The organism is Spiroplasma endosymbiont of Megaselia nigra (assembly GCF_003987485.1).
Lineage (GTDB): Bacteria > Bacillota_I > Bacilli_A > Mycoplasmatales > Mycoplasmataceae > Spiroplasma.
In genome coordinates, this window is sequence record NZ_RCOO01000321.1 from 1 (window position 1) to 735 (window position 735).

Here is a 735-nt window from a genome sequence, read left to right on the forward strand (position 1 = left end):
TCATTTACTTTTTTTAGAATATATTTTCTTTAATATAAATTTTTTACTATTTAGTAATGTTTTTGTTTTAATTGTTTTGTTTAAATCTTGTTTTGTTCTAAATTGCTTGTATGTTTGAAATGCTAGTCCATTACCCAATAAACTAGTAATTGTAATATCTTCTAGCGTATTTAACAATTTATCTTTATTAAAGTTATTTTTAAATTGTTCTTGCAACTTTAATATCTTAGCAATTGTCCGATATATTTTAAAACTATCTTTTACTACTTGCTGATAAGCGAGTGGGGCAAAAGAAACTAAATTAAACAAACTTGTTTTTTTAAATCCCCAACCAATAAACCACTCACTGTTCATATAAAATTTAAACGGTTCAGAAGACAAAACAAACTGTTCTGCTTTGATTAAAGTTGTCATAACGACAATAGGGGCATATTGCGGATTTTTATAATATATTGTTAAGGCAACTTCGCCCGCAACTGATAATGGAACAATTTTTACTGCTAAAAAAACATCAGAACCATAGGAAAAAGGTAATAATTGGCCTTTTTTAATAGCCTTAGTTTCAAATTTAGATAATATTTTTTTAGTTTTATCAGTAATTTTATTAATTACTTTTTGTTTAATAGCAATTATTTGTTTTTCAATTGGGGCTAATAATTTTTTAGTTACTTTTTGAATATAAAAATTTGGGTTTAAATGATTCAAAATTTTATTTAATTTAATTGGTGTTTGATG

1 protein-coding gene is annotated in these 735 nt (G+C 24.4%); it reads right to left on the reverse strand.

The features are described from left to right. The coding region (locus tag D9R21_RS06775; protein ID WP_148108902.1) for a hypothetical protein at positions 1–705 on the reverse strand (705 nt) is incomplete at its 3' end. Positions 706–735 lie beyond the last annotated feature (30 nt).